This is a genomic window from Marinomonas sp. HM11-D (assembly GCF_057626615.1).
In genome coordinates this window covers 335,351-353,729 of record NZ_JBMMKT010000002.1, presented here as the reverse complement: position 1 = coordinate 353,729, position 18,379 = coordinate 335,351, and the positions used below count along the sequence as shown (strand labels likewise).

The 18,379-nt window shown below is 46.8% G+C and carries 19 protein-coding genes; 3 read left to right on the top strand and 16 right to left on the bottom strand.

Annotated features, from left to right (window positions below; genetic code table 11):
- Positions 1–68: 68 nt before the first annotated feature.
- Positions 69–1,037 carry a 23S rRNA pseudouridine(955/2504/2580) synthase RluC gene (rluC, locus tag ACOSVP_RS04080; RefSeq protein WP_487346212.1) on the bottom strand — a complete coding sequence of 323 codons (969 nt, stop codon included), beginning with the start codon at positions 1,035–1,037 and terminating at the stop codon, positions 69–71.
- Between the two features lie 430 nt (positions 1,038–1,467).
- On the opposite strand from rluC, the gene rne reads away from it, so the two are divergent.
- Positions 1,468–4,587 (top strand): ribonuclease E, encoded by a 3,120-nt coding sequence (rne, locus tag ACOSVP_RS04075; protein WP_487346211.1) that lies wholly within the window; start codon positions 1,468–1,470, stop codon positions 4,585–4,587.
- A gap of 125 nt (positions 4,588–4,712) precedes the next feature.
- On the opposite strand, the gene murI is transcribed toward rne, so the two are convergent.
- Genes murI through ACOSVP_RS04035 form a run of 8 tightly spaced genes read right to left on the bottom strand, consistent with a single transcriptional unit; the run spans position 4,713 to position 11,016 of the window.
- A complete protein-coding gene (gene murI, locus ACOSVP_RS04070; protein ID WP_487346210.1) occupies positions 4,713–5,510 on the bottom strand; it encodes a glutamate racemase in 798 nt (265 codons plus the stop codon).
- Positions 5,501–6,538 carry a UDP-N-acetylmuramate dehydrogenase gene (gene murB / locus ACOSVP_RS04065; protein WP_487346209.1) on the bottom strand — a complete coding sequence of 346 codons (1,038 nt, stop codon included), beginning with the start codon at positions 6,536–6,538 and terminating at the stop codon, positions 5,501–5,503. Before murB ends, murI begins: the two co-directional genes overlap by 10 nt.
- Positions 6,531–6,986 (bottom strand): low molecular weight protein-tyrosine-phosphatase, encoded by a 456-nt coding sequence (locus ACOSVP_RS04060; protein ID WP_487346208.1) that lies wholly within the window; start codon positions 6,984–6,986, stop codon positions 6,531–6,533. Before ACOSVP_RS04060 ends, murB begins: the two co-directional genes overlap by 8 nt.
- 3 nt (positions 6,987–6,989) lie before the next feature.
- On the bottom strand, positions 6,990–7,178 hold the full coding sequence (locus tag ACOSVP_RS04055) for a Trm112 family protein (RefSeq protein WP_487346207.1): 189 nt from the start codon (positions 7,176–7,178) through the stop codon (positions 6,990–6,992).
- 4 nt (positions 7,179–7,182) lie between these two features.
- Complete coding sequence (gene lpxK, locus ACOSVP_RS04050) at positions 7,183–8,202, bottom strand: tetraacyldisaccharide 4'-kinase (protein WP_487346206.1); 1,020 nt, start codon at positions 8,200–8,202, stop codon at positions 7,183–7,185.
- Positions 8,199–8,621 (bottom strand): ExbD/TolR family protein, encoded by a 423-nt coding sequence (locus ACOSVP_RS04045; RefSeq protein ID WP_487346205.1) that lies wholly within the window; start codon positions 8,619–8,621, stop codon positions 8,199–8,201. The genes lpxK and ACOSVP_RS04045 overlap by 4 nt, the downstream gene beginning before the upstream one ends.
- 12 nt (positions 8,622–8,633) lie before the next feature.
- On the bottom strand, positions 8,634–9,245 hold the full coding sequence (locus ACOSVP_RS04040) for a MotA/TolQ/ExbB proton channel family protein (RefSeq protein ID WP_487346204.1): 612 nt from the start codon (positions 9,243–9,245) through the stop codon (positions 8,634–8,636).
- Positions 9,229–11,016, bottom strand: coding sequence for a ComEC/Rec2 family competence protein (locus tag ACOSVP_RS04035; RefSeq protein ID WP_487346203.1), 1,788 nt, complete (start codon positions 11,014–11,016; stop codon positions 9,229–9,231). The genes ACOSVP_RS04040 and ACOSVP_RS04035 overlap by 17 nt, the downstream gene beginning before the upstream one ends.
- A gap of 37 nt (positions 11,017–11,053) precedes the next feature.
- Here ACOSVP_RS04035 and ACOSVP_RS04030 point away from each other — a divergent pair, with 37 nt between their 5' ends.
- On the top strand, positions 11,054–11,578 hold the full coding sequence (locus tag ACOSVP_RS04030; RefSeq protein WP_487346202.1) for a DUF2062 domain-containing protein: 525 nt from the start codon (positions 11,054–11,056) through the stop codon (positions 11,576–11,578).
- 77 nt (positions 11,579–11,655) lie between these two features.
- On the opposite strand, the gene ACOSVP_RS04025 is transcribed toward ACOSVP_RS04030, so the two are convergent.
- The 5 genes from ACOSVP_RS04025 to dapA are packed head-to-tail and all read right to left on the bottom strand — an operon-like array spanning position 11,656 to position 16,362.
- Positions 11,656–12,339 carry an ABC transporter ATP-binding protein gene (locus tag ACOSVP_RS04025; protein WP_487346201.1) on the bottom strand — a complete coding sequence of 228 codons (684 nt, stop codon included), beginning with the start codon at positions 12,337–12,339 and terminating at the stop codon, positions 11,656–11,658.
- Positions 12,332–13,573, bottom strand: coding sequence for a lipoprotein-releasing ABC transporter permease subunit (locus ACOSVP_RS04020; RefSeq protein ID WP_487346200.1), 1,242 nt, complete (start codon positions 13,571–13,573; stop codon positions 12,332–12,334). The genes ACOSVP_RS04025 and ACOSVP_RS04020 overlap by 8 nt, the downstream gene beginning before the upstream one ends.
- Positions 13,574–13,631: 58 nt before the next feature.
- The gene (purC, locus tag ACOSVP_RS04015) at positions 13,632–14,348 is read right to left on the bottom strand and encodes a phosphoribosylaminoimidazolesuccinocarboxamide synthase (protein ID WP_055462905.1); all 717 of its coding nucleotides are present in this window, start codon (positions 14,346–14,348) and stop codon (positions 13,632–13,634) included.
- Positions 14,349–14,383: 35 nt separating this feature from the next.
- On the bottom strand, positions 14,384–15,478 hold the full coding sequence (locus ACOSVP_RS04010) for a hypothetical protein (protein WP_487346199.1): 1,095 nt from the start codon (positions 15,476–15,478) through the stop codon (positions 14,384–14,386).
- A 2-nt stretch (positions 15,479–15,480) separates the two neighbouring features.
- Positions 15,481–16,362 carry a 4-hydroxy-tetrahydrodipicolinate synthase gene (dapA, locus tag ACOSVP_RS04005; protein ID WP_487346198.1) on the bottom strand — a complete coding sequence of 294 codons (882 nt, stop codon included), beginning with the start codon at positions 16,360–16,362 and terminating at the stop codon, positions 15,481–15,483.
- A 173-nt stretch (positions 16,363–16,535) separates the two neighbouring features.
- Between dapA and bcp the strand changes: the two genes are divergently transcribed.
- Positions 16,536–16,982, top strand: coding sequence for a thioredoxin-dependent thiol peroxidase (bcp, locus tag ACOSVP_RS04000; protein WP_487346197.1), 447 nt, complete (start codon positions 16,536–16,538; stop codon positions 16,980–16,982).
- A 54-nt stretch (positions 16,983–17,036) separates the two neighbouring features.
- On the opposite strand, the gene ACOSVP_RS03995 is transcribed toward bcp, so the two are convergent.
- Positions 17,037–18,119, bottom strand: a complete 1,083-nt coding sequence (locus ACOSVP_RS03995; protein WP_487346196.1) for an AI-2E family transporter — start codon at positions 18,117–18,119, stop codon at positions 17,037–17,039.
- Between the two features lie 2 nt (positions 18,120–18,121).
- Positions 18,122–18,367, bottom strand: a complete 246-nt coding sequence (locus ACOSVP_RS03990) for a sulfurtransferase TusA family protein (RefSeq protein ID WP_487346195.1) — start codon at positions 18,365–18,367, stop codon at positions 18,122–18,124.
- Between the last annotated feature and the right edge of the window lie 12 nt (positions 18,368–18,379).

The window sequence follows — 18,379 nt, the reverse complement described above, 5'->3', positions numbered from 1 at the left end:
GAAGCGGCATTTTTATATCTTACGACTATTTATAACTACTAATAATTACCTAGCTAAAACTCTTAGTACTAGTAGTTACTTGGCAAAGCCTGCATCGCTTCTTTCCAAGCATCATCAATCGGCGCCTCTAACACCAGCTTTTCGCCATCGTAATCAATTTCCAGTTTCGCCGCGTGCAAACATAGACGTTTAAAGCCAAGCAACTTTGCTTCAGCATTGGCTTCGTTCGGTGCGTATTTATCATCACCCACAATTGGGTAACCGGCAAACTGAGTATGCACACGAATTTGGTGGGTACGTCCCGTCACTGGCTCACATTCTATTAAGGTATAACCTTCAAAGGAACGTAGCACTTTAAATCGGGTTAAGGATTCCTTACCGTCCGTGTGAACCTTCACGACACGCTCGCCAGATTTCAGTTCATTCTTCATTAAAGGAGCATTTACCTGTAGTTTGCGCTTTGGCCAAGCGCCATATACCAAGGCATTGTAAGTCTTCTGCACCCCTTCTTTTTCACGCAAGGCTGCATGCAGCATTTTTAGAACGCTACGCTTCTTAGCAATCATAATCAGACCAGAAGTGTCACGATCTAAACGATGAACCAGCTCAATGAACTTTTCCTGTGGACGCATTTGGCGCACCACTTCTACCAAGCCAAAACTTAAACCGCTACCACCGTGTACTGCCAAGCCAGAAGGCTTATTGATCACTATCAAGCCTTTATCTTCATAAACGATGCGACTTTCAATCTCTTGCTTAAGCCCTTCAGCCACCATAGGTTTATCGGTTGGCTCAGCCACTACGATCGGCGCAATGCGGATTACATCTTCACTGGTTAAACGAAAATCCGGCTTTATACGCTTCTTATTGACACGGATCTCACCTTTACGCAGTAAGTTGTAGATTTTCCCTTTCGGCACCCCTTTTAAAAAGGTGACCAAAAAATTATCGATACGCTGACCGTGATTGTTTTCATCAATCGTCACAAAACGTACCTGTGGGCGTTCTACTGCGCCATTATTTTCACTTGCTGCCAAAAGATTGGTTTCCTATGTAATTGAAGCACTTAGATTTTACTGTTATATTCAAAACCCAAGAGGGTAAGAGGCAACAGAAAGCCTCGAAGAAGCAATTGTAACGAATGAAAAGCCATAACCAAAGCGACACTTTGGTCATTTCTTACCTCTGAGCAAAAAGTTAATTTTTATATAATAAACCGCATGAATCAGTGAATCGGTTCATGGGTGTAACAGTTTACCATTGAAGACGCTTTCAAGATCAGCACCTTTCATGTTGACCGATAGTTGAAACACGTATTACAGCAACACAGAAAAGAGCGACGCCATCCCAACAAACGGGCATCTGTGGCGAGCCTGTAAATTGTGTCTGAATCGCGATAGCCCATTCATAAAATCGTTATAGCTCATGAGCTTAGCATTCTCTGAATCATTAAGAAGAGTCATTTCAATGATTAGAATGTTAATAAACGCAACTCAACAAGAAGAGTTGCGCGTTGCGTTAGTGGACGGGCAACGCCTGTACGATCTAGATATCGAATCAGGGTCACGTGAGCAAAAGAAAGCAAACATCTACAAGGGCAAAATTACTCGTATTGAGCCCAGCCTAGAAGCCGCTTTCGTAGATTACGGCGCAGAGCGCCATGGTTTCCTACCTCTTAAAGAAATTTCCAAAACTTACTTTTCCAAGAAATCCAATTCCGATGGTCGTATCAACATCAAAGATGTGTTGACCGAAGGCCAAGAAGTTATCGTTCAAGTTGATAAAGAAGAACGTGGCAATAAAGGTGCCGCACTAACTACTTTCGTTAGTTTAGCAGGCCGCTACCTAGTGCTAATGCCAAACAACCCACGTGCAGGCGGTATATCTCGTCGTATCGATGGTGACGATCGTACGCAACTTAAAGAAGCGATGTCCGGCCTAGAAGTACCAGATAATGGTGGCTTGATCGTGCGTACTGCCGGTGTTGGCCGTTCGACTGAAGAATTGCAATGGGACTTGGATTACCTGCAAACACTTTGGGATTCGATTACCAAAGCCGCTGCTGATCGCCCTGCTCCATTCTTGATTTACCAAGAAAGTAACATCGTGATCCGTGCCATCCGCGACTACCTTCGCGATGACATCGGTGAAGTTCTAATCGATGAGAAGAACGTTTACCAAGACGCCCTAAACTTCGTTATGCAGGTGATGCCACACTTTAAGAACCGCATCAAACTGTACACTGAACCCACCCCACTATTTAACCGTTTCCAGATCGAAACCCAGATCGAAACAGCTTTCCAGCGTGAAGTTCGCCTACCTTCTGGTGGCTCGATCGTTATCGACCCGACTGAAGCCTTGGTTTCTATCGATATCAACTCTGCTCGCGCAACGAAGGGCGGCGACATCGAAGAAACAGCACTACAAACCAACCTAGAAGCGGCAGACGAGATTGCACGCCAATTGCGTCTACGTGACATCGGTGGCTTGGTGGTGATCGACTTTATCGACATGACCCCAGTACGCAACCAGAAAGAAGTAGAAAACCGCATGAAAGCGGCTCTAGAAGCGGACCGTGCGCGCGTACAAATCGGCCGCATTTCACGCTTCGGTCTACTAGAAATGTCACGTCAGCGTCTACGCCCATCACTGGGTGAAACCAGTGGCATCGTTTGTCCACGCTGTAACGGCCAAGGCTTTATCCGTGACGTTGAATCTCTAGCACTGTCAGTTCTTCGCTTAATCGAAGAGGAATGTGCTAAGGAACGTACTGCACAAATCCGCGCTATCCTGCCGGTTTCTGTGGCGACTTTCCTATTGAATGAGAAGCGCACTAACATCGCTAAGATCGAAAAGCGCAATCACGTTCACATTATCCTAGTTCCAAACCCACACATGGAAACACCGCATTTCCATGTAGAACGTATTCGTGATGACAACGAAATCATCGCGCAAGACGACAGCAGCTACACCTTGATTGAAGAGCCAGTACAACCTCCGTACGAGCCACGTCAAGCCGGCGAAAACGCTCGCCAACAGGCTGCAGTAACAAGCATCGCACCAGCACAGCCTGCGCCAGCACCTTCTGCGCCAGAAGTAAAAGCACCGGTTAAGAAGCCAGGCTTCTTCAAGCGTCTGTTCAATGCACTCTTTGGCTCCTCTGAAGAGACCGTTGAGCAAGAAGCAACTGCTAAGAAAGAAGAACAGAAACCAGCTAGCAAAGCCTCTTCTGAAGAGCGCAAGCCACAGCGTAACCGTCAACAACGTGAACGCCGCCCTGCTCGCCAGCAAGACAAAGACAGCAAGCCTCGTCAAGACGGTGAGCAGAAGCCTAAATCAACACGTCAATCACGTCGTGCCCAGGCGCAAGCACAAACTGAAGACACTACGACGAAAGAGACAAGCAACCGCAATAAACAGCGCGAGCAGTCAAGCAAAGAAGAGCCACAAGTTAAAGAACCTACAAATAAGGTTAAAACTCGTCGCCCTGAGCCAGAAGTGACTGAGCGTAAACGTGAGCGTAATGACAATAAACGTCGTAACGGTAAGCTGAAAGACGAAGTTGAACTAGCTCAACAACAGGCACAAGCTGAAGCAGAAGTAGAAGCTAAGGCGATTGCCGAGCAGGCTGAAGCGACCAACAATGACGCTCAAGACAATAACGAAGCGAATGCTGGCGAACGTAAACCACGTCGTTCACGTCGTTCACGTCGCAACAACAATAAGTCTGAAGAGACGACTACAAACGCTGATAGCAACAACGCAGAAGAGCAAGCACAAGCTCCAAGCACAGAGGTTGCTGATGAAGCGGTTGCCAGCACTGAGCAGAAAGAAGCCCCTAAAGCCTCTACTCGAGCGACAGAAGCTGAAGCGGTTGAAACCGTTACTGAAGAAACGACTACAGAAACACAAGTTGCTGCTGAACAACCAGCGAAAGCTGAAAAGCCAAGCAAACCAAAAATGTCTGTTAAAGCAGGCATGAATAAGGTTGAGCCAGCAAGTGAACCAGCTGAAGTAACAACAGAAGAAGCCCCAGCAAAAGCAGAGGTATCGAAAGTTGCTGAAGTTGTCGAGCAAGCAGCGGAAGTCGTTAAAGCGGAAGCATCTAATGAAGAAAACCCTTCATCAGAAGCGGAAGTAGCTCCTCAGGCAGAAGCTAACGTAGCAATAGAAGCAGAAGCAGCACCTGTAGCAGAAGAAAAAGCTGATGACGCTGTTACTGCACAAAGCGCTCCAGTTGAGCCTGTTCAAACAGCCGTAACAGCAGTAGAAACTTCTACAGAGACTGAAAGCACAACGAAAGAAAGCACTGAAGATAACTCTTCTAACCGCAAGATCCGTCAACCTCGCCCTATTCGTGGACGCAAAGCCGCGAAACCTGCAAGCGAAGAAAAAGCGTCAGTACAGCTACCTAAAGCGCTAATCGAGCAACAGGAAAAGGCGAAGCTAGAGCTTCAAGAAAAACGCGAGCAAGCTGCCCAACAACGCCGTCAACGCCGCGCTGGTCGAGTAAAAAATGACCCTCGTCTTGATCGCCAAGGCAATGCAGCAACAGAAAGCACTGAAACAGAATCTGTTTCGGAATAACGCTTTCACTTAGTTCCTGCGATATTAGTTCCTGCGATAAAACAAAAAGCCAGCTAAGAATTTCTTAGCTGGCTTTTTTAATGCCATTTTAAATGCGCCAGTAAAGCGCTATCGAAAATTAAAGCTTAAAGGTCGATTACCGTCACAGCGCCCATCGCAGGCGTAGCCCAATATGCTAAAGCCTGTTTCGCCTCACCATCCATATTGCTCAATAAAGATAAACCACCCTCTTGCGATGCCCGGGGCGCCGTCAGATCATTACCAGCCTCAGAAGCCAACAAACGTTGCACCTGCGCAGTCACGCCCTTACTCGGCTCAACAATCACCACCTCAGGCAGCACATCATCGAACATTTCTTTGATCAAAGGATAATGCGTACAGGCAAGCACCAAGGTATCGGACTGATTTTCAATGACCAAATCTGCAATACGGCGCACTTCGCCACGCACCTGATCAAGGGATTGAGGCATGGCATCGATCAAAGAAGCCAATGTTGAGCTGGCCAAAATAGACACTTCCGTATCAAAACGCCACGTATCGATTAGGTCATTTAGACGACGGCTTTTACTGGTAGCCAAGGTGGCCAGTACCGTGACGCGTTTACGCAAACTGCTACTGCAGGCAGGCTTCACAGCCGGCTCAACACCGACAATCGGCAGCTGGCAAGCCGCTCTTAAATCCGAGATCCCCGCCACGGTTGCGGTATTGCAAGCCACCACCATCAAATGGCAGCCTTGCTCAGTGAAATACTGAGCAATTCTAATTAATCGCTGAGTGATAAATTCATTAGATTGGGCTCCGTAGGGAGCATAGGCTTGATCTGCAAAATAGAGCAAATCCGCATGAGGCAAGGCTGTGCGAATTGACTGGAGAATGGTTAACCCACCCGCCCCAGAATCCATAACGCCAATTTTTACTGACACTGAGCGGCTCCTAGCAACACCGGCTCACGCTCTAATTCAACGCCAAACATCTCTAAAACAGAGCCTTTAATCTGCTGTTCAAGATCCAACAAAGCATTCGCCTTATCGCAATCATAGTTAACTAGTACTAGCGCCTGCTTTTCATAAACACCCACACCATGATCGCGATAGCCTTTCCAGCCTGCCTGATCATTCAACCAACCCGCAGCAAGCTTCCAATTTCCCTCTTGCTCAAACGCCACTAAGTTGGGAAATTGAGCCTTGATAGTATGATAAGTATCTTCATCTACTACTGGATTTTTGAAAAAACTGCCCGAATTGGCGATCTCTAAAGGATCTGGCAACTTGCTACGGCGCACGGCACACACGGCCTCGAAGACTTCGCGAATACCGACACCGTCTGGCACAGCATTTTTTAAGCCGCCGTATTCAAGTGTTAAACTAGGCTGTTTTTGCAAACACACGGTAACAGCGGTGATGATATAGCGATCGCGCCACTCTTGTTTAAAACGCGATTCACGATAACCAAAGGCACACTCGTCGGGAGACAAAACATGCTCCGTCAAGTCGCTAAGATCGAGCACTGCAATCGAGCTAATCACATCCTTAATTTCAACACCGTAAGCACCGATGTTTTGCACTGGTGCCGCGCCAACTGTACCTGGGATCAGTGCTAGATTTTCAATCCCACCTAATCCTTGCTCGACAGCCCAAGCAACACTTTCATGCCACACCTCACCCGCACCAAACCGCACCTCTGCAGAAGAAGCAGACTCAGCCAATCGTTCGATACCTTTAATACGGTTAATCAAAACTAGGCCCGACACATCCCCCTGTAGCAAGAGATTACTACCCCCACCTAAGGTGGTAATCGGCAATGATTGAGCTTGGGCCCACGTGACCGCATCAATCAGCTGCTTAGCCGTTTCAACCCGTGCGAAATATTGTGCTTGGTAATCAAAGCGAAAGGTGTTGTATGGTTTTAATGAAACCTGCGATTGGACAAATACGGGACGAGAATCAATCATACAGATGGGCCAAAAAATCGTTACTGATCATCATGAGCTGATCCTTCATGTCCACAAAGCCCTGATCACCACCGTAGTAAGGGTCATCCACTTCACCAAAGTCCACACCGTCACGGTAGCGACCAAACATGACAACTTTGGCACGATGGTTAGCCGGTGCAATACGCTTTAAATTGGCAAGATTGTCTGCATCCATCGCCACAATCCAATCAAAGCGATCGAAATCCACAGCCGTCACCTGCCGAGCACGCTGATGAGTAATATCAATACCGGCGTTTTTCAAAGTACGAATGGAGCGCGCGTCCGGCAGCTTTCCAATATGGTAGGCTGCGGTACCGGCTGAATCAACGGATAGATCCAAATCTTGCTGCTGCGCCAAATGCTCTAAAATCCCTTGTGCGGCAGGCGAGCGGCAGATATTACCCAAACAAACGGTTAATACTTTCATTGCTTATTTGTCGTCAAGACGCTCTTCCGCTGACAGCGTACGCGCTTCGGTTTCCAACAACACAGGAATGCCATCACGCACTGGGTAAGCCATACCGCCCACCTTACTAATCAGCTCTGAACCATCTTCACTTAGCGTTAATGGCGCTTTGGTCACAGGGCAAACTAAAATATCTAACAATGCTTTATTCATAATCTTATTTCTTCTGTTGTATTACTTCATTTAAGCGTGCACTGAATGCACTTACAAATGCTTTGGGCAACTCCAGCTGAGCCGCCACATACCACCAATCATCATCAGCTTGAGCAAAGCTTTCCACTTTCACTGCATCTTTCTCTGTCATAAGCACGGATCCTGATACAGGTAAATCTTCTCGCTGATAAATATGATGATCGGCAAAAAAACGTGTTTCGGTCTGCTGGTGCAGACCATTCGCCTCAAGAGAGGCTAAGAAACGATCAGGATTACCTATCCCAGCTATCACCAGCCAGTCTCGGTTGGCAAGATCCGTCAATGGCAGCGTCTTATTCCCGTCAGCCAAATGCACCATATTCCCAAGCTGTAAACTGCCATGGAAACAGGGCGTACTGGTTGCCACTGGGGCAGGCTGTCCGATGGCGAAGACAAAGTCTGCATCCTCTAATCGCTCAGCAGGCTCTCGTAATGGACCTACCGGTAACAGCATACCATTGCCTAGTCCGCGCTGGGCATCCACCATGACAACTTCTATATCACGGTCCATAGCATAATGCTGCAAACCATCATCACTGATGATGATATCAACCAAGTGGCTAGCTTCTAAAACTTGAACCGCTTCTGCGCGCTTAGCTGACACGACTACAGGACACTGAGTACGGCGATACAGCATTAACGGCTCATCACCTACTTGTGACGCTAGAGAATCAGCAACAACAACAACTGGCTGACTGGACTCACGCTTATGGCCACGGGTCACAATACCTGGCCGATAGCCCATTTGTTTTAACATGGCCGCTAATGCAATGACCATGGGGGATTTACCCGTACCACCAACGGTGATATTGCCCACCACAATCACAGGCAGTGTTGATTGATAGCTTTGCTGCAGTCGCTTATTTAAAAACTGCTGCCGTTTATTACGTACAATCGGCGTAGTCAGCAACAACAAGGGCGCTAGACACCAGGTCCAGCCACACTTACTGTACCAAGAGCGAGAAATGGAGCGCTCTAGACTCACTGACCATCCTCTCTTTGCGCGGTATGAGCCAGTTTCGAAATACCCAGCTGCGCCGCGGCATCATACACCTTCATAACCATGTCATAGGATGCATGAGCATCAGCGGTGATGATCAAGGGACGATCGTAATTATCGTTGAAGGTTTCGCGTAAGCCTTGCACCAAGGTATCGATGCGCTCATTAATCAAAGACTGACCATTAATGACAAATTGACCGTCTCGCGTAATGGTAACTTCAACAGGATCTTGCGTCGCAATAGAAGGCGCACCATTGGCCGCGGTAGGCAGATCAATCGTTAGATCGGTTGTCTGCTTAAAAGTTGTACTGACCATAAAAAAGATCAGCAATAGAAACACCACATCAATCAAAGGCGTTAAATTGATGCTGATGTCTTCTATTTTCTGTCTGCGAAATTTCAATGAGTGCCTCTGCTATTCTTTGCCGTCCGCATTGAGCACATCAATCAACTTGGTTGATTGCTGTTCCATGTTTACTACGACCTCATCGATACGGCGTATAAAATAACGATGAAAGACCAGTGCTGGGATGGCCACAAGTAAGCCCGCAGCAGTCGTAATAAGCGCTTCTGAAATACCACCTGCCAGCAATTGAGTATTGCCTGCACCCTGCTCCATCAGCACATTAAAGACTTTGATCATGCCCACCACCGTACCTAATAGGCCGATCAGTGGAGAAATAGCAGCAATCGTACCCAAAGTGCTCATAAAGCGCTCTAACTCGTGGATAACATGGTTAGCCGCCTCTTGAATGCTTTCTTTCATCGCGCGACGACCATGTTTAGAATTCAGCAAGCCCGCAGCAAAAATAAAACTCAGACCAGACTGAGACTGCATGGTACGAATGTAGTCCAGCGTCATTCGGTCTTCACGCAGGCGCGCCATGACATCTGACAGCAATGATCTTGGCGCCACTCGGTTATTACGCAATGTCCAAAAACGTTCTAGAACAATTGCAAGCGTAAGAATAGAACAAAGCAACAGTGGCCACATAAAGAAACCACCTGATTTAAAAAGCTCTAGCACCGAGACCTCCTGTATCAAATTGCGGATAATTTAACACACTCTCAAGCCATTCTGCATGCTCGCAAGCAACTGTTTTCACAAGATTTAGTATTTGATAGCAATCTGAGGATTGAACCCGCCATTGGTCAGCTTCCAGATAAAAGCTGAGCCGCTCCCCCTCTCGCATCGATAACACATTGACTTGCATAGCACGTAACAGATTTACCTGCGTCAAATCATCGACCACGGCAAAGTTCCAGTCCTCCAGCAGAGCGCGCTCAGCAAGGGCTTCTTTTGTAGGGTTGAGTGCCACATTCACTTCACCAAGCCTAACCACATTCTGAGAGCCTAATGCAAAAGATTGATCTTCTTGACGCGACCAAGATGTCACCTGATAACGATCCTTATACCATTGCATACGCCATTCCGGAGCCGCAGGAAAAACAATGGCCGCCAAGAACACCAAACTTAGAAAAGCAAACGCACGCCGACTAGGCAACCAGAATACTCCCCAAAACGCCAGTCCGATCAACAGCACTTTCACCATATTGGTAGCATCAGATTTAGGCGTGATTGCTATGACTTCATATAGCGGCGTTTCCAACCAACCATAAGACCACAGCAATACCGAATCGATCTGGGCATATAAATAAGCACTGTCACAGCAAGTCTGCTCTAACAATGAAATAAGCGCCAATGGAAACCAAATAAAAGCCACAAACGGGATTAATAGTAAGTTCACTAACACCGTCAGAGCACTTAAAGATGACTGCCAACCTAGCGTTAATAGGAGTGCAAACAAAGACATAAGACATTGCATCCAAAGCACTCGCCCACGCTGACTCACGCGCTTGAGCAATAATGCAATTAACAGAACAAAACTAAATGACAACCAGAAAGAAGGATCCAATGCCCTGCCCGGCCACTGTAGCAACATCAGCCAAGCGCAACACCCTAGCACATGGAGTAGAGAAACCTTGTGATGAGCCGCCTTAAGCGAAAGAAACATAAGCGCCATCAATGCCGCGCGTATGGCAGGTTCGCCAAAGCCACTCCAATAGGCATAAGCAAAGCTTGCTGGTATCGCCGCCAACCAATCTAACCAAGACCTTTGCCGCACAAGATAACGCAAAGGTCGAACCCATCGCCACAGCAGTCGACTCAGAAATAAGGCCAACACGCATACAAACCCTACATGCAAGCCTGATACAACAAACAGATGGGTGATCCCCAAATAATTAATAAGCCAGCGATCACGCTCATCCCAATGGCTACGATCGCCTTTAATAATAGAATAGGCAAAACGCCAACTCGGATACCTATCCAGTAACGCTTCAGTCTGAACTTCTTGCGCTTGCTTAGGTAAATAAACAACGGCATCTACCCCCTTAACATAGGCCAGATGCTCACGATAATTGCCAAACAATCGGGCAAAGCTCAAGGTAACCGGAATAAGCTGGCGACTACTTTCTGTATCACACAGCTCTGCGTTGAAGGACCCCTTTGCCCCTCGGATCAAGATAGCCAAATGCGCCAATGAGTCCGCTGAGCGCAAGCAAGCACGCTCTACATCCCAATACAGGGGACTTTTTATTTCAGAATCTGACCATTCTTTCCAACTATTGCTACTTATCAGTGCAACTAAGGAAATAGTTACAATAAACAAACCAAGCCAGTCTTTACGAAAGATTTGATAGAGACATAATAAGAGGATACAAGTAGAATATTGCCACCGGAGCGATGGGGGTGTTAACAGCGCACCTACCAGCACGCAAATATTTAAAAGCAGCATTGGACCTCCTTGTCCATGTGTCGCCTAAGTAGTTATTATGCCTAAGCATTACATAAAGAAATTTGTCCCACATCCTGAAAAGCTGAAACAAAACAAAGCACTTGGGCTGCTGGGGTCACAAATCTATGAAGCCGATCTCTGGCATTTATCTCGCCGCTCTGTCGCCCGAGCATTTTGGAATGGTTTATTTTGGGCAGCGATCCCGATGCCTTTCCAAATGGTGGTCTCCGCATTATTCGCCATCCCCCTTCGCGCTAACATTCCTTTATCCATCGCGCTTGTTTGGATTACCAACCCACTCACCATGCCCGTTGTATTTTATGTGAACTACCTAATTGGCACTTGGATCGTCGGCAATGGTATCGACTCCGAATTCCAAATGTCAGTGGAGTGGATTTGGCACCAAATGGAACATATTTGGCTACCCCTGTATGTCGGCTCTGCGGTTACAGGGTTTGTGAGTGGTGGTATTGCCTACTTTTCAATCTTACTGCTGTGGCGACTCCATGTGGTGAAACGCTGGAAAAATCGTCGTTTGCGTAAAAAGCAAGACACCAAGTAAGCAGCACTTAACACTAAGCAACCGACATAAAAAAGGGGGATTGAAATATCAATCCCCCTTTTTGATTTCCGCCAACGTCAAATTTGACTCAATGTTTTATTACTTAAGCGGTAAGCACGATCCATCCAAGACAACATTTTCTCATCATGGGTGACGATCAAGAACGCCATTTGCTTTTCATTTTTCAGACGCACAATCAGCTCTTGGATCTCCTTAGAGGTAGTTTCATCCAAATTCCCCGTTGGCTCATCCATCAACACGCAAGCAGGGTCATGCGCCAGAGCTCGAGCAATGGCAACACGTTGACGCTCCCCCCCCGACAACTGGGAAGGCCGATGATCTAGCCGTTCGCCTAAGCCCACATCTTGCAGCAACGCTGTCGCCACTTGTTTAGCTTGGGCCGTTTTTTCACCGGCAATCAGTAATGGCATCATGGCATTTTCTAAGGCACTGAATTCTGGTAGCAAATGATGAAACTGATACACGAAACCTAGTTTCTCATTGCGCAACTTAGAACGTTTGGCATCACGCAGCGAATCCCAGGCTTGACCCTCAATCTCAACACGGCCACTGCTGGCTTTATCAAGACCTGCCAACAAATTAAGCAAGGTCGTCTTACCGGAACCTGAACTACCGACAATGGCCACCGCTTCGCCTTTATGCAAAGCAAATTCGATATTTTCGAATACCTGCACATCACGCTTACCATCACGATATTGCTTACTCAAACCGCTACTAGTTAATACTGCATGATTACTCATAACGAAGCGCCTCCGCTGGATCCACTTTTGATGCACGCCAAGCTGGGTACAAGGTTGCTAACACTGTCATTATAAACGCCGCAGAGACGATAAAACGCACGTCTTGCCACTCCAGTTCAGAAGGCAAGTAGTTTATGAAGTAGACATCACCACTTAGGAATTGAATCCCTAAGAAACCTTCTAACCAGGCAATAAAGTCACTGACATTCAGCGCCGCAGTTACCCCTAAAGCAAGACCAATCAAGGTCCCTAACAAACCAATGAAAATACCTTGCACTACGAACACCCACATCACCTGAGTCGAGGTGAGGCCCATGGTTCTTAGGATAGCGATATCATTACGCTTATCGGTCACCACCATCACCAAGGTCGAGACAATGTTAAATGCGGCTACCGCAACAATCAGCAATAGCAACAAACCAATCATGGTCTTTTCCATTTTAATGGCTTGGAACAAGTTACCGTGGGTACGGGTCCAATCGCTGACTTTGTTTTGCCCTGGTATCGCGCGAGCAATGTCCCAGACCAAACGCGGCGCATCGAATAAATCATCAAACGCGATGCGCAAGGCCTCAACATCATCTGCATCATAACGTTTCAGACGAGCCGCATCTTGGATATTGATATAAGCCAAACTCGAATCCAGCTCCGCTCCTACTTTAAAGGTACCTACCAAGGTAAAACGCTTCAAAGTCGGTGTAATACCCGCAATCGAGACATTCGCCTTAGGCAACAGTGCAGTGACCTTATCACCGATGCTAACGCCTAACATGCGCGCTAGCTGCTCCCCGAGCACAATGCCATATTCACCAGACTGCAACGCCTCAATCGAGCCTGAGGTCATGTGGTTGGGCAAAATAGAAACAGTCGACTCTAAGGCTGGGTTGATACCGTTTAACAAGGCACCATGCACACCACGATCCGATTGAAACATCACCTGCGCTTGAATATGCGGCGCAACCGCCTTGACGCCTGGCATGGTCGCCACCTGATCTGCCATTTGCTGCCAGTTCGCCAGAGTAGGCTCTCCCCATACGGTTGCATGAGGCACCATCCCTAGAATTCGCTGACGCAATTCACGATCAAAACCATTCATTACCGATAACACGGTAATAAGTACCGCAACACCCAATGCAATACCGGCAATGGATGAAAAACTGATAAAAGAGATAAAGTGGTTGGCACGCTTAGCACGGGCATAGCGCAGACCAATTTTCACTGGCAATAAATTCATTTAGCAACCGTCCATAACAAAAAAGGGGCTAAAAGCCCCTTCTTATGATCAGCAGATATTAAGCATCGAAATCGATACCAATACGGCGACCAACATCTTCGTAGGCTTCGATCACGCCGCCAAGACCTTGACGGAAACGATCTTTGTCCATTTTTTCTTTCGTTTCAGCATCCCATAGACGGCAACCGTCCGGAGAGAACTCATCACCAAGAACCACTTCACCATTGAATAGACCAAACTCAAGTTTGTAGTCTACTAGGATCATGCCGCCTTCAGCGAAAAGTGCTTTTAGTACGTCGTTTACTTTGAAAGTCAGCTCTTTTGCTTTAGCAAGATGCTCAGGTTTCGCCCAACCAAAAGACTCAACGTGAGACTCATTGATCATTGGATCACCTAGTGCATCGTTCTTAAGGAACAATTCAAACGTAGGTGGGTTTAGCTCCAAACCTTCTTGAACACCAAGACGGCGGCATAGGCTACCTGCAGCAACGTTACGTACAACACATTCGATTGGCATCATATCAAGACGCTTAACCAAAGATTCTGTGTCGCTTAGCAAAGCTTCAAAGTGCGTCGGGATACCAGCAGCTTCAAGTTTACCCATAATGAAGGCATTAAATTTGTTATTTACCATGCCTTTACGATCTAGCTGCTCAACTTTTTTGCCGTCGAACGCAGAAGTGTCGTTACGGAATACTAGAACCATTTTATCAGGGTCATCGGTACGAAATACCGATTTTGCTTTGCCTGCATATAGCTCTTGTCGTTTTTCCATGTGGAGAATCTCCAATAAATACTGTGAGGGATAAATTATTTCGCTAACAGCGAAAGGATTCGGTAAGACGTCAGTGCTGGATTTTCCGTCGCTGATGCATCTACCGTTAAAAAGTAGCCTTCCCGTTGGCGAATCAATTGATAAGGATAGCTACGCTCTGTCCATTCTACATCATCGAGATTTCGACGACGCACCTTAAATAAGATCACTTCTTCATCTTTTGCCAACGCGCCTAGTGGCACTTTAAAATCGATAATGTCGCCAACACGCGCTAGCTTATCTTGTGGCACCAAGGCCAATTCTTTTGGCTCTTCGCTGGTGATATGCAGACCTGACGTATTACGAATAAAGTTATCGACAGACGCTTCATCAGCAAAGTTGCCTAGATACAGCGCCAACTTGCCTTCGCGATTAGTCCAGATGCGAGATTCACGCACTGGCTCACGACCTTGATTTGACAACAACGCCGTTTCTACCGTTAGTTCTTTAGAAATATGCGCCCAAGCTTCAACCATTTGCGCCGCTGATGTCTCATCCAGCGTCAAATCCACGGCTTGCTCGGTACCTTCCGCATCAATTGCAACCAATTGAATTTTCGTCGTTGTTTGCGTACGCGTTGGCTCAAAACCGACCGTCAATCGGTATTGTGTCGGCTTCAAGCGTGTCACACTACTCCAAAGCTTACCTAGACCACTTTGACTCTCAAACTGTAGCGGCTCACTTACCAATTCGGTATCAGTATTGCTGTGAAATACCACGGCCTCACCACTAAAACTAGAGAAGTAGTCTGTCAGCAATTTTTTCGACTGTGCCAGACTCGCTGGAATCTGTAGCGTCACCTCGTACTGACCAATCACCATAGGTACGTGAGTCATCGACTCGTATGGCTTAGGTGCACGCGGTGTTTCAAACTCCCCTGTCGCTTGCAAGGTAGCAACACGATCCTCGTTAGGGATGATCATTTTGTCAGTGACATCATGACGACCCGCAGGCAACTTTAATTCAACTTCGCTACTGCGCGCTGATTGATAATCTAAACCGTGGTCTGTAACAAAGTTCGAACAGCCCGATAGCAGTACAACAGAGGCTAAGCTCCCTGCCATTACCAATTTCTTGGTATGTTTGCTCATACTTATTTGTCCTTAATACCGGAAACAACTAACGCTTCGTTCACTGCATCATGGAATGTTGCAGACAGCTCTGTCAATGGCAAACGGATTGACATGTCACACAGACCTAGCTGAGCCGCCGCCCATTTTACTGGGATTGGGTTTGGCTCAACAAATAACGCACTGTGCAAAGCTTTAATGCCGTTATCGACTGCATGAGCCGCGTCAGCATCGCCTGCTAACGCAAGTTCAGCCGCTTTAGCCACTGCCGCTGGTGCAATGTTTGCGGTCACAGAAATATTACCTTTACCGCCCATCAGCATAAGATCGACTGCGGTTGCGTCATCACCAGAGTAGACAGCAAAGCCTTCTGGCGCTTTCTCAATTAGCTCTTTCCCACGTTCTAGGTTGCCCGTCGCATCTTTGATACCGACAATGTTGGAAATGCTCGCCAAACGTAGGGTTGTGTCGTTTGACATATCCGCCACCGTACGACCTGGTACGTTGTATAGAATTTGTGGGATATCCACCGCTTCAGCGATCGCTTTAAAGTGTAAGTACATGCCTTCTTGAGTTGGACGATTGTAGTAAGGTACAACCAATAGACACGCATCAGCGCCCGCTTCTTTGGCACGCTGAGTAAGATCGATCGCTTCATGGGTAGAGTTAGCACCGGTACCTGCAATCACAGGAACACGGCCGTTAACTTTTTCAACAACCTGACGAATCACATCAGCGTGCTCATCGTAGGTTAATGTGGCAGATTCACCTGTCGTACCAACAGCAACAATACCGTGAGTACCTTGGGCAATATGGTATTCAACGAGCTCATCTAGCTTTTGCTTATCAATACTTCCATCGAGTTTCATCGGTGTGATAAGCGCCACTAAGCTTCCAGTAATCATTCTTACATCTCCACATTGAATTAAGCGTGCATAGTCTACCGCTCACGTAACCCCTATACAACACACGTTAAAGGCAATATTTAGCCTAACTAAGATATCAAGTACACTTGGCATCCAATTTGACGTTTTTCTACGTATAGAAAGCGGAAACTATTGAACAAACGGAGCAGAAAATGAGCTTAAGCATCGGACAAACCGCGCCAGATTTCACCTCTAAAGACCAAGATGGCAATCCTGTAAAACTGAGCGATTATCGCGGCAAAAAAGTAGTACTCTATTTCTACCCAAAAGATTCAACCCCTGGCTGTACCGCACAAGCCTGTAATTTACGCGACAATTACCAAGCTCTGACAGACGCTGGTTACGTTGTACTAGGCATCAGCCCAGATAGCGAAAAACGCCACCAGAATTTTATTAGCAAAAACGAGCTACCTTTCACCTTAATTTCCGATGAAGACAAGTCCGTACATGAACTCTATGGCACTTGGCAATTGAAAAAGTTCATGGGCCGCGAATACATGGGCACGGTGCGCACCACCTTTATCATTGATGAAAACGGCACCATTGAAAACATCATTGAAAAAGTGAAAACCAAAGAACACAGCGCTCAAATTCTTTAACCGCAAAAAAAGAAGCCCAGCAACATGCTGGGCTTCTTTTCAGACACTGACGATCTAGACCGTCTTATCCGAAGAGATCAATCTCTGATCATCCACACTTGGCCAAGCATTAATAATGGCCTTTACTAAAGTCGCCAGTGGAATGGCGAAAAACACACCCCAAAAACCCCAAATCCCACCAAAAAACAGCACAGCAATAATGATCGCCAGCGGATGCAGGTTAACCGCCTCAGAGAACAGTAGCGGCACCAGCACGTTACCATCCAGGGCTTGAACAATTAGGTAAGCCACAAACACGTACCAAAACTCATTACTCGTTCCGAACTGGTAGAAGGCCACCAGCACTACCGGCACTGTTACGCCCGCCGCACCGATATAAGGAATCAACACAGACAAGCCGACTAATAAAGCCAATAACGCTGAGTACCTTAGGTCAAAGAACCAAAACACCACAAACGTCACAAGCCCCACGACGATCATTTCGATTACTTTGCCACGAATATAGTTGGCAATTTGATCGTTCATTTCATGGGAAATATCACGCATCATTTGACGCTCTTTAGGCAACCAAGACGTCATATAACCAATAATCTTAGTTTGATCCTTTAACACAAAGAACATCACCAAAGGCACTAGCACCAAGTACAACATCAGCGAAAATAGCGATGGAATGCTGGTCAATGAGTACGACAAAAGCCATTGACCTACGGTCGCCACCTCTGACGCCAATAGGTTCACCACTTCATCTACCGCCCCCTGACTGACATAAGAGGAATGCTCTTGTGCCAGGGATTGGATCAATGCCTGCAAATCACCAAACATGCGCGGTAGATCATTCACAAAGCGTACCGCTTGCTTCCAAATAATTGGCACCATAACACCAATAAAAGCACCACAAATGGAGACAAAGGCCAAGAACACTATCGTGACAGACAGGTTATGACTCAACCCCATCTTTTTGCAACGACCGATCACACCTTGCAGCAAGAAGGCAAACACCACAGCAATAAAAACAGGCGCTAAAATGCCACCCCAGAAAGCAACCACAAGCAGCGTTGAAATCAACAGCAGAATAAAAATCACCACCTCTTCATTATTGAGGTAGCGAGTCATTAAATTATCAAGTATCCGAATCATAACTAGGACTCTTGTTTACGAGTGACAAAGTGAAAGGTTCCGCCCTGCTCACCTTGCTCAAGCAAGGGCAGGCCCACCAATGATAGAAAATGAGGAATATCTTTTAGTGATCCTTCATCCGTAGCGTAAACACAAATAGTTTCACCGACTGCCATTTTTGCTAAAGCTAGCTTCAACTTAAGTAAAGGCATTGGACATCGATCTTCTTTTGCATCTAGGATTACGTCATACTGCTGTGCGTTAAGCATTTTTTATCCCGC

Excerpts from the sequence above, each read along its gene's own strand:
- rne (WP_487346211.1), top strand. The coding sequence starts at position 1,468 with ATGATTAGAATGTTAATAAACGCAACTCAACAAGAAGAGTTGCGCGTT.
- murB (WP_487346209.1), bottom strand. The coding sequence starts at position 6,538 with ATGATTGATTCTCGTCCCGTATTTGTCCAATCGCAGGTTTCATTAAAA.
- ACOSVP_RS04060 (WP_487346208.1), bottom strand. The coding sequence starts at position 6,986 with ATGAAAGTATTAACCGTTTGTTTGGGTAATATCTGCCGCTCGCCTGCC.
- ACOSVP_RS04055 (WP_487346207.1), bottom strand. The coding sequence starts at position 7,178 with ATGAATAAAGCATTGTTAGATATTTTAGTTTGCCCTGTGACCAAAGCG.
- ACOSVP_RS04035 (WP_487346203.1), bottom strand. The coding sequence starts at position 11,016 with ATGCTGCTTTTAAATATTTGCGTGCTGGTAGGTGCGCTGTTAACACCC.
- ACOSVP_RS04030 (WP_487346202.1), top strand. The coding sequence starts at position 11,054 with ATGCCTAAGCATTACATAAAGAAATTTGTCCCACATCCTGAAAAGCTG.
- ACOSVP_RS04025 (WP_487346201.1), bottom strand. The coding sequence starts at position 12,339 with ATGAGTAATCATGCAGTATTAACTAGTAGCGGTTTGAGTAAGCAATAT.
- ACOSVP_RS04020 (WP_487346200.1), bottom strand. The coding sequence starts at position 13,573 with ATGAATTTATTGCCAGTGAAAATTGGTCTGCGCTATGCCCGTGCTAAG.
- purC (WP_055462905.1), bottom strand. The coding sequence starts at position 14,348 with ATGGAAAAACGACAAGAGCTATATGCAGGCAAAGCAAAATCGGTATTT.
- ACOSVP_RS04010 (WP_487346199.1), bottom strand. The coding sequence starts at position 15,478 with ATGAGCAAACATACCAAGAAATTGGTAATGGCAGGGAGCTTAGCCTCT.
- dapA (WP_487346198.1), bottom strand. The coding sequence starts at position 16,362 with ATGATTACTGGAAGCTTAGTGGCGCTTATCACACCGATGAAACTCGAT.
- bcp (WP_487346197.1), top strand. The coding sequence starts at position 16,536 with ATGAGCTTAAGCATCGGACAAACCGCGCCAGATTTCACCTCTAAAGAC.
- ACOSVP_RS03995 (WP_487346196.1), bottom strand. The coding sequence starts at position 18,119 with ATGATTCGGATACTTGATAATTTAATGACTCGCTACCTCAATAATGAA.
- ACOSVP_RS03990 (WP_487346195.1), bottom strand. The coding sequence starts at position 18,367 with ATGCTTAACGCACAGCAGTATGACGTAATCCTAGATGCAAAAGAAGAT.